The 6,503-nt window shown below is 62.3% G+C and carries 3 protein-coding genes; all 3 read left to right on the forward strand.

All coding sequences use genetic code 11. From position 1 onward, the window contains the following. On the forward strand, positions 1-1,775 hold a 1,775-nt coding region (gene tssI, locus EA796_RS22685; protein WP_147459079.1), incomplete at its 5' end, for a type VI secretion system tip protein TssI/VgrG. Beyond that, positions 1,772-5,074 carry a hypothetical protein gene (locus EA796_RS22690; RefSeq protein WP_122110262.1) on the forward strand — a complete coding sequence of 1,101 codons (3,303 nt, stop codon included), beginning with the start codon at positions 1,772-1,774 and terminating at the stop codon, positions 5,072-5,074. The genes tssI and EA796_RS22690, both read left to right, overlap by 4 nt. A gap of 545 nt (positions 5,075-5,619) precedes the next feature. Further along, on the forward strand, positions 5,620-6,270 hold the full coding sequence (locus EA796_RS23590) for a hypothetical protein (RefSeq protein WP_122110263.1): 651 nt from the start codon (positions 5,620-5,622) through the stop codon (positions 6,268-6,270). Positions 6,271-6,503 lie beyond the last annotated feature (233 nt).

Here is a 6,503-nt window from a genome sequence, read left to right on the forward strand (position 1 = left end):
AGCGCATCTTCCAGCACCTGACGGTGGAGAAGATCATCGGCCAGGTGCTCGAAGAGCACGGCATCCAGGCCGACGCTTACCAATTCCAACTCGGCTCGCTCTACCCCGAGCGCGAATACTGCGTGCAGTACGACGAGAGCGACCTGCACTTCGTCCAGCGCCTGTGCGAGGAGGAAGGCATCCACTACCACTTCCAGCACAGCAGCGCAGGCCATGTACTGACCTTCGGCGACGACCAGACCGTATTCCCGCGTCTGGCACCGCTGGCCTACCAGCAGGACAGCGGCCTGGTGGCTGACGACCCGGTGATCAAGCACTTCGGCGTGCGCGTGGAAACCCGCACCAGCCAGGTGACGCGCCGCGACTACGACTTCGAGAAGCCGCGCCTGCAACTGGAAACCAAGGCCGAAGGCGACGCCCAACCCAAGCTGGAAGACTACGACTATCCCGGCCGCTACACCGACCGCGAACGCGGCAAGCACTTGGCCAAGCGCGCTCTGGAACGGCACCGGCACGACTTCGAGTTGGCACAGGGCGACGGCGACTCACCGACGCTGGTCAGCGGTCACTTCCTCGACCTGAGCGAACATCCACGCCAAGAGTGGAACCAGCTCTGGCTGCTCACCGAAGTCCTTCATGAAGGTAAACAGCCGCAGGTGCTGGAAGAGTCGGTGACCAGCGATACCCAGCCTGCCGACGGTTTCACCCAGGGCTACCGCAACCGTTTCACTGCCACGCCCTGGGACGTGCCCTATCGCCCATCCCTGGCCCACCCGAAACCGCGCATCCTCGGCAGCCAGAGCGCCGTAGTCACCGGCCCGGCTGGCGAAGAGATCCACTGCGACCAATACGGTCGAGTGAAGGTGCAATTCTTCTGGGATCGCGAAGGCCAAGCCGACGAGAAAACAAGCTGCTGGCTGCGCGTCAGCTCCAGCTGGGCCGGTGATCGCTACGGCGCCATCACCATCCCGCGCATCGGCATGGAAGTGCTGGTCACCTTCCTCGAAGGCGACCCCGACCAACCCCTGGTCACCGGCTGCCTGTACCACGCCGAACACGTGGTGCCCTACGACCTGCCGGCAAACAAGACCCGCAGCGTGTTCAAGACCCTCAGCAGTCCCGGTGGTGGCGGCTACAACGAACTGCGCATCGAGGATCGCAAGGGCGCCGAGCAGATCTACGTCCATGCCCAGCGCGACTGGGACGAGAACATCGAGCACGACCAGAAGATCCGTGTCGGCAACGAGCGCCACGACACGGTCGAGGCCAATACCTACAGCCACTTCAAGGCCGAAGAACACCGCACCACCCACGCCGACCGCAAGACTGAGATCAAGGCCAACGACCACCTCACGGTGGGCGACAGCCAGCACATCAAGCTCGGTAACGGCCAGTTCATCCAGGCCGGCCAGGAAATCCACCTCAGCAGCGGCCTGAAAGTCGTGCTCGAAGCCGGCAGCGAACTGACCCTCAAGGGCGGCGGCAGCTTTATCAAACTCGACGGCGGCGGCATCACCCTGGTCGGCCCGGTGATCAAGATCAACTCCGGCGGCGCACCGGGCAGCGGTTCGGGGGCTGCGCCCATTTCCCCGACATTGCCCAAGCCTGCCGATACCGCACCAGTAGGCGAGAAAACCGGCACTGCCAATCTCAACCAGTTGCCGGCTCCAACTGAAAAAGGGGCTACGGGGCCGCAACAATTGATCGTGGACGTCTGGGGTGACCCAGAGCAAGGCGGACAAGTTGAATTGCTCGACCCGGAGGAAGACGCATGAGCGAGTTGAAGGATCAACCCATCGAGCAAGGCGTTCGCAAGCGTACAGAGTACGATAACGCTCAACGCAAGAGGCTCGTGCTGAGTGTCGAGCGGGAGGATGGCGAAAAACTGTCCCTGCCCATCGCTGTCGACATGCGCAGCCATGAAGAAGAAGAGAACATTCAACAGAACACCTTCCTCGCCATCATGCCGCTGGCCAGGCTGCCAGGACATGACGCCTACAATGAGGCGCCCCGGGGAGCACTGCCACGCCCAGGGCGCATCTACGTATTCCAGAACGGCAAGCTTTGGCGTGAGGTCTTGTGCGACGGCCAAGGCAACATGAAGGATGTCGATCTCGCCCATTGGCGCAAGCAGGCCGAGAGTGGGGCCGCTGCCGATGATCGACAGTCCGTCGGCAAGCAGCAGCAAGTCCTGTTGATTCCCATCCTCGTGCAGGGCCAGTCCGTCGCCAACAACTACCTGATGGCCTACAGCGAGAAGCCCTGGACCTGGGAATATATCCGCTGGCTGGAGGAAGACCGGAATCGCGTCAAATGTCGCGCCCAGATCGTCGCGTTCGCCTGGTCGGCGGCGGTCGTTGGGGCGGGTCAATGGCGGCCGACGCAGGCCATGCCGGCGGTGGTGATCAGTGCGCAGGCGGACGGCTTTCGAGCGCGCGACTTCAGCATCGAGAGCCTGTTGAGCGATCCGTCCCTGTTCACCCCCAGCCTGAGCAGCATCCCCTCGAACGAAATGAGCAGCCGCATGCAGCTGCGCCTGGAGGAGCTTGCCGCTGCGACCCGAAGCGCTCCCCCGCAACCGTTGCCCACCTTGGCGGTCGGCGCGGATGTGCTTGCCGAACGCAATATGCGGGCCTATCCGAAGCTGGTAGGGCTGATGCTCGATGACCCCTTGTTCGCGCTCAGGCATGCTTGTGCGCAAGCACGTCTGGCGGAGTCCTACCTGCTCACCCTCAATGCGCTGGTGCCGCATCGCCCCAATGGTCGCTACGCCCATGCGCTGTACAGCTCGGTCATGCAGAGCCCGAGCAGCCCTCTGGGCAAGTTCAGGAAGCACCTGCACCTCGAGCAACTTCACGAGGCCGTATTCGACGGCGAACGCAAGCTGGTAAGGACCGCCCTGTCTTCCCAGCTGCAACGCCTGGTCAGCCTTCTATCGGACGTATCGCTGGCCGCAGCGCTGTGGGATTGGCAATACACCCACGACGAGCGCCTGCTGGAACCCTACCAGTTGCTCGGCGAGATATTCGGCACCTTGGGCAAACTGCCCGAGCATATCGACGCCTTGTCTCAGGCCAACGCCAGCGACTCCTTGCGCACCCGCACCGCCCAGCTGAGCGAACGCCTCCTGACCGGCCACCACCCCATTAGCAAGCCGTTCCTGGCGCAGGCGGATGGCAGCCTGCCCGAGGCCGTAAAACGGCTTGTCGCCCTGGCCGCGAAAAAGCGCGAACCCGATCCGCAACGCATGGGCATGAACAGCCTGCTGCACATAGCCGACATCGACCCGCAGGACACCGACAAGGGCCTGGTCTACAAGAACCTGCATGCGCTGATCGGCGACTTCATGGACAACTTCTCCATGGCCGTGCTGACCCAGGTGAAGCGCCTGAACGATGCCAACGTGAAGGTCGCCATCGAGTTCCGTCGCCTGTTCGCACCGACCCACGGCGTGCTCGAGAAGCTGTCACCCAGCTGGCGCGGCATACAGCTGGTCAGCGAAGCACAAGCCCAGGCTTCGAACCTGCGGATTCTGGGCGTTCAAGGGGAGGGGCTGCGCTATGGCCTGACCAGCACCGAGCGGGCGGCCCTCACCCGCAAGAACTACCGGTACATGAATATCAATAACCCGGAGGGCCAGGTCATCGGCTCCACCAGCCCGCGTCAGGTGGGACGGGGGCTGCCCAATCATGGGGCGGGAGTCATCATCGCAGCCCCAGCCGACCATCCTGAGGTGATCAAGTACAGCGCCTGGAAGCATGCGGTCGCCAGCAAACTCGACACTGCCGCACAGTCGCCCTCCCTGCCCGTGGTTGCAGTGGCCTGTGCCATGTACAACTTGAGTGCGCAGGTTGAGGGGATGAGGAGTTTGGAAAGGGAAGCGGGGGATGGTCTAGACCGCTATCGCGCCGGATATATATCTGCAGCGGCTGACCTTGTGGTTGCCTCGGGCAACCTATCGAAATTTATTCTTGGCGGTGAGCATCAGCTCGTAAGCTTGCTGAATAAACCACGCCTCGATGTTTCCAGAATCGCCACTCGCTGGGCGGCAAATCTGGCAGAGCAGACGGGCAACCCTCGTCTGCCAGTACTGCGCGCTCTTTCGGGCGGGGCCATGCTTTTCACGACGGCGATTACCGTCTGGGACGCCAAGCGCGCCTGGCACCAGGGCGACCGCGATGCCGCCCTGGCCTATGGCGCGGCAGCGGCGGGCGGGGCGGCCTGGACGGCCTATGCCTTGGGCATGTGCATCAACCCGGTGGTGCTGATTGCCGGGGCCACGCTGTTTATCGGCGGCAACATCCTGGCCGGCTGGCTGGTCGACAGCGACGTCGAGGCGCTGATGAAGAACGGGCCTTTCGGCAAGGATCACGGCCAGGTCGGCATGCTCGACAAACTGCTTGGAGACGACCAGCGCTTCGCTCACCTGAGCGACCCGCATATCGCCTACCAGCAACTGCTCGGCATCCTCGGTCGGCCCGTGATCCAGGTCAGCCGCCTGGGCGACTGGCTGGACCAGGCGCCGCCAGGCGTGCGGGCAGGCCTCGGCGGCCTCGACCGGCAGCGCGCCCCGCTGAACGCAGCCCTGGAATGCCGCCGCACCTCCGCCCAGCCCTTCGAGCGGGACGACTGGGCGGTGCGTATCCACTCGCCCCTGCTGGGCCTGTTCGGCGCCCAGCATTTTCAGTTCTTTGCCCGGGAAGAACTGGGGGTACTCTCCCTCAATGGCGCCTTCAATGCGGAGCGCACCGAGCGGCGCCCGATCGACGAGGCCAAGCTGGCCGCCCACCCCCTGGACGACGGCTCGATGCTCTATATCCTGCCGAAGCAATTTCCCGTGATCACGCTCACCCCGTTGCAACGCCATGGGCAGAAGGTCACCCAGCGTCTCAAGGTCTTCGGCCAGTTCCGCCTCGCCAAGGAGGCCGACCGCTCCGACGAACTGGTGCTGCCACAACCCAACCCGAAAACCTGGCAACCTTATCAAGCCGCCTTCGCCAAGCCGCCGGCGCTAAATGCCAGGACCGACGAAGTTCCTTACTGGCAGATCGAAACCCTGGAATTCAAGGTATGACGACTGAAACCTACGGCCCTGCCGCCTATCGCGGCCAAGCAGTGCCCGCACTACCGCCACCGATTCGCGACAAGCAAGGTTTGTTCGATACCGCCTTGAAATGGGGGCATTACGCCAACCTGGATTCGATATCCGAGATCGAAGGCCAGCTTATGGGTGAGGCTCATCTGGCCTATGAGCGGCAAACCAAGGAAAAACGCAAACAGCACATTTATTGCGATGCGGAGCGCTGGAATTTTGAAAATAGCGGCAAGCTATTGCACTTTTTATTCATATTAAAGCTTTGCTGCTTAATGTCATTTTTTTTCCCATGGACACTAAAGCTGGCAGATGTTTTTAATAGTAACTTCTTGGTCACAACACTAGGTCTCTCCATTATGATCGCCTGTCTCGTGATTTACAGTTCATCGAGGCCCTGGCTGGCTTATATATTTGGCGGAGTGTTCGGAATAATTACCGCCGTAACCATTGCTTGGGACCAAGGCGCGCTCTGGGGTTATTGGGGGGAACAAACCGCGTTCTGGTTCGGCGCGATTCTGCTCTTTATGGCGGTTATCGGCGTCGACCTGCTGATCGGCCTCTATTCCCTGATCTACACCCATGACGGTAGCGGCTTCAACCGGCGCGACGGCATGCTGCGGATCGGCCGCCGCTTCCGCTCGCCCTTCGTCGCGCCCTTCTACGAATTCGACCCGGTGATGCAACTGCAGATCACCCCCCATGGCGGCCATGACTACGTGCTCTGGCTGCATCACCGCTACACCGACACCAAGGTCTGCCTGGGCATGAAGATGCACAGCCTGGGTCTCGACAAGGCCAATCTCCATGCCTTCTGGGACACCCTGCAACGCTACATGGACGTCGAGCAGCCGCTACCCGACCTGCCCGTGCTGGAGCAGAGCCGCCACCTGGATCCCGTCACCGCTGCCCATGACGCCGCCACCGGCCGCCCGGAGCGCTACTGGCGCGACCGCACCCTCGACGGCTGGAAGCGCAATTCCGCGTCCCGCAAGCTGAGGGAAAACCTGGCCAGCCATCCCTGGCAACAGCAACCTTGCGCCTTGCGCGCCAGAATCGACCCTGGCCTGAACATCAAGGCCTACTACCGTAGCCAGGAAGCCAGGGGCATCCATGCCACGCCCAAGGGCGATGACTTCGACAATGTCCATCGGTCTTTCGGTGCTGAACACAGCTAGCCGCAATACTGAGCATCCTCGACAGCAGCGGCCTGCTTGACCCCCAGGAGGGCGGCAGTGCTCGCGCAGAATACCGTCCCCGCGCAGGGGTAGACCATCCTGATCGTCGGCGGGCTAATCGCCCGCCAAGACACTCAGAACCTACCTCTAGAAACCTAGATCAAAGGCACCCGACCTGCCGACTGGTCGAGCGGCGAACCTGGTGTGGCTGTCTACCGCCGCGTTTATCACGA

The sequence above is a fragment of the Pseudomonas sp. AOB-7 genome, assembly GCF_003696305.1.
Lineage (GTDB): Bacteria > Pseudomonadota > Gammaproteobacteria > Pseudomonadales > Pseudomonadaceae > Aquipseudomonas.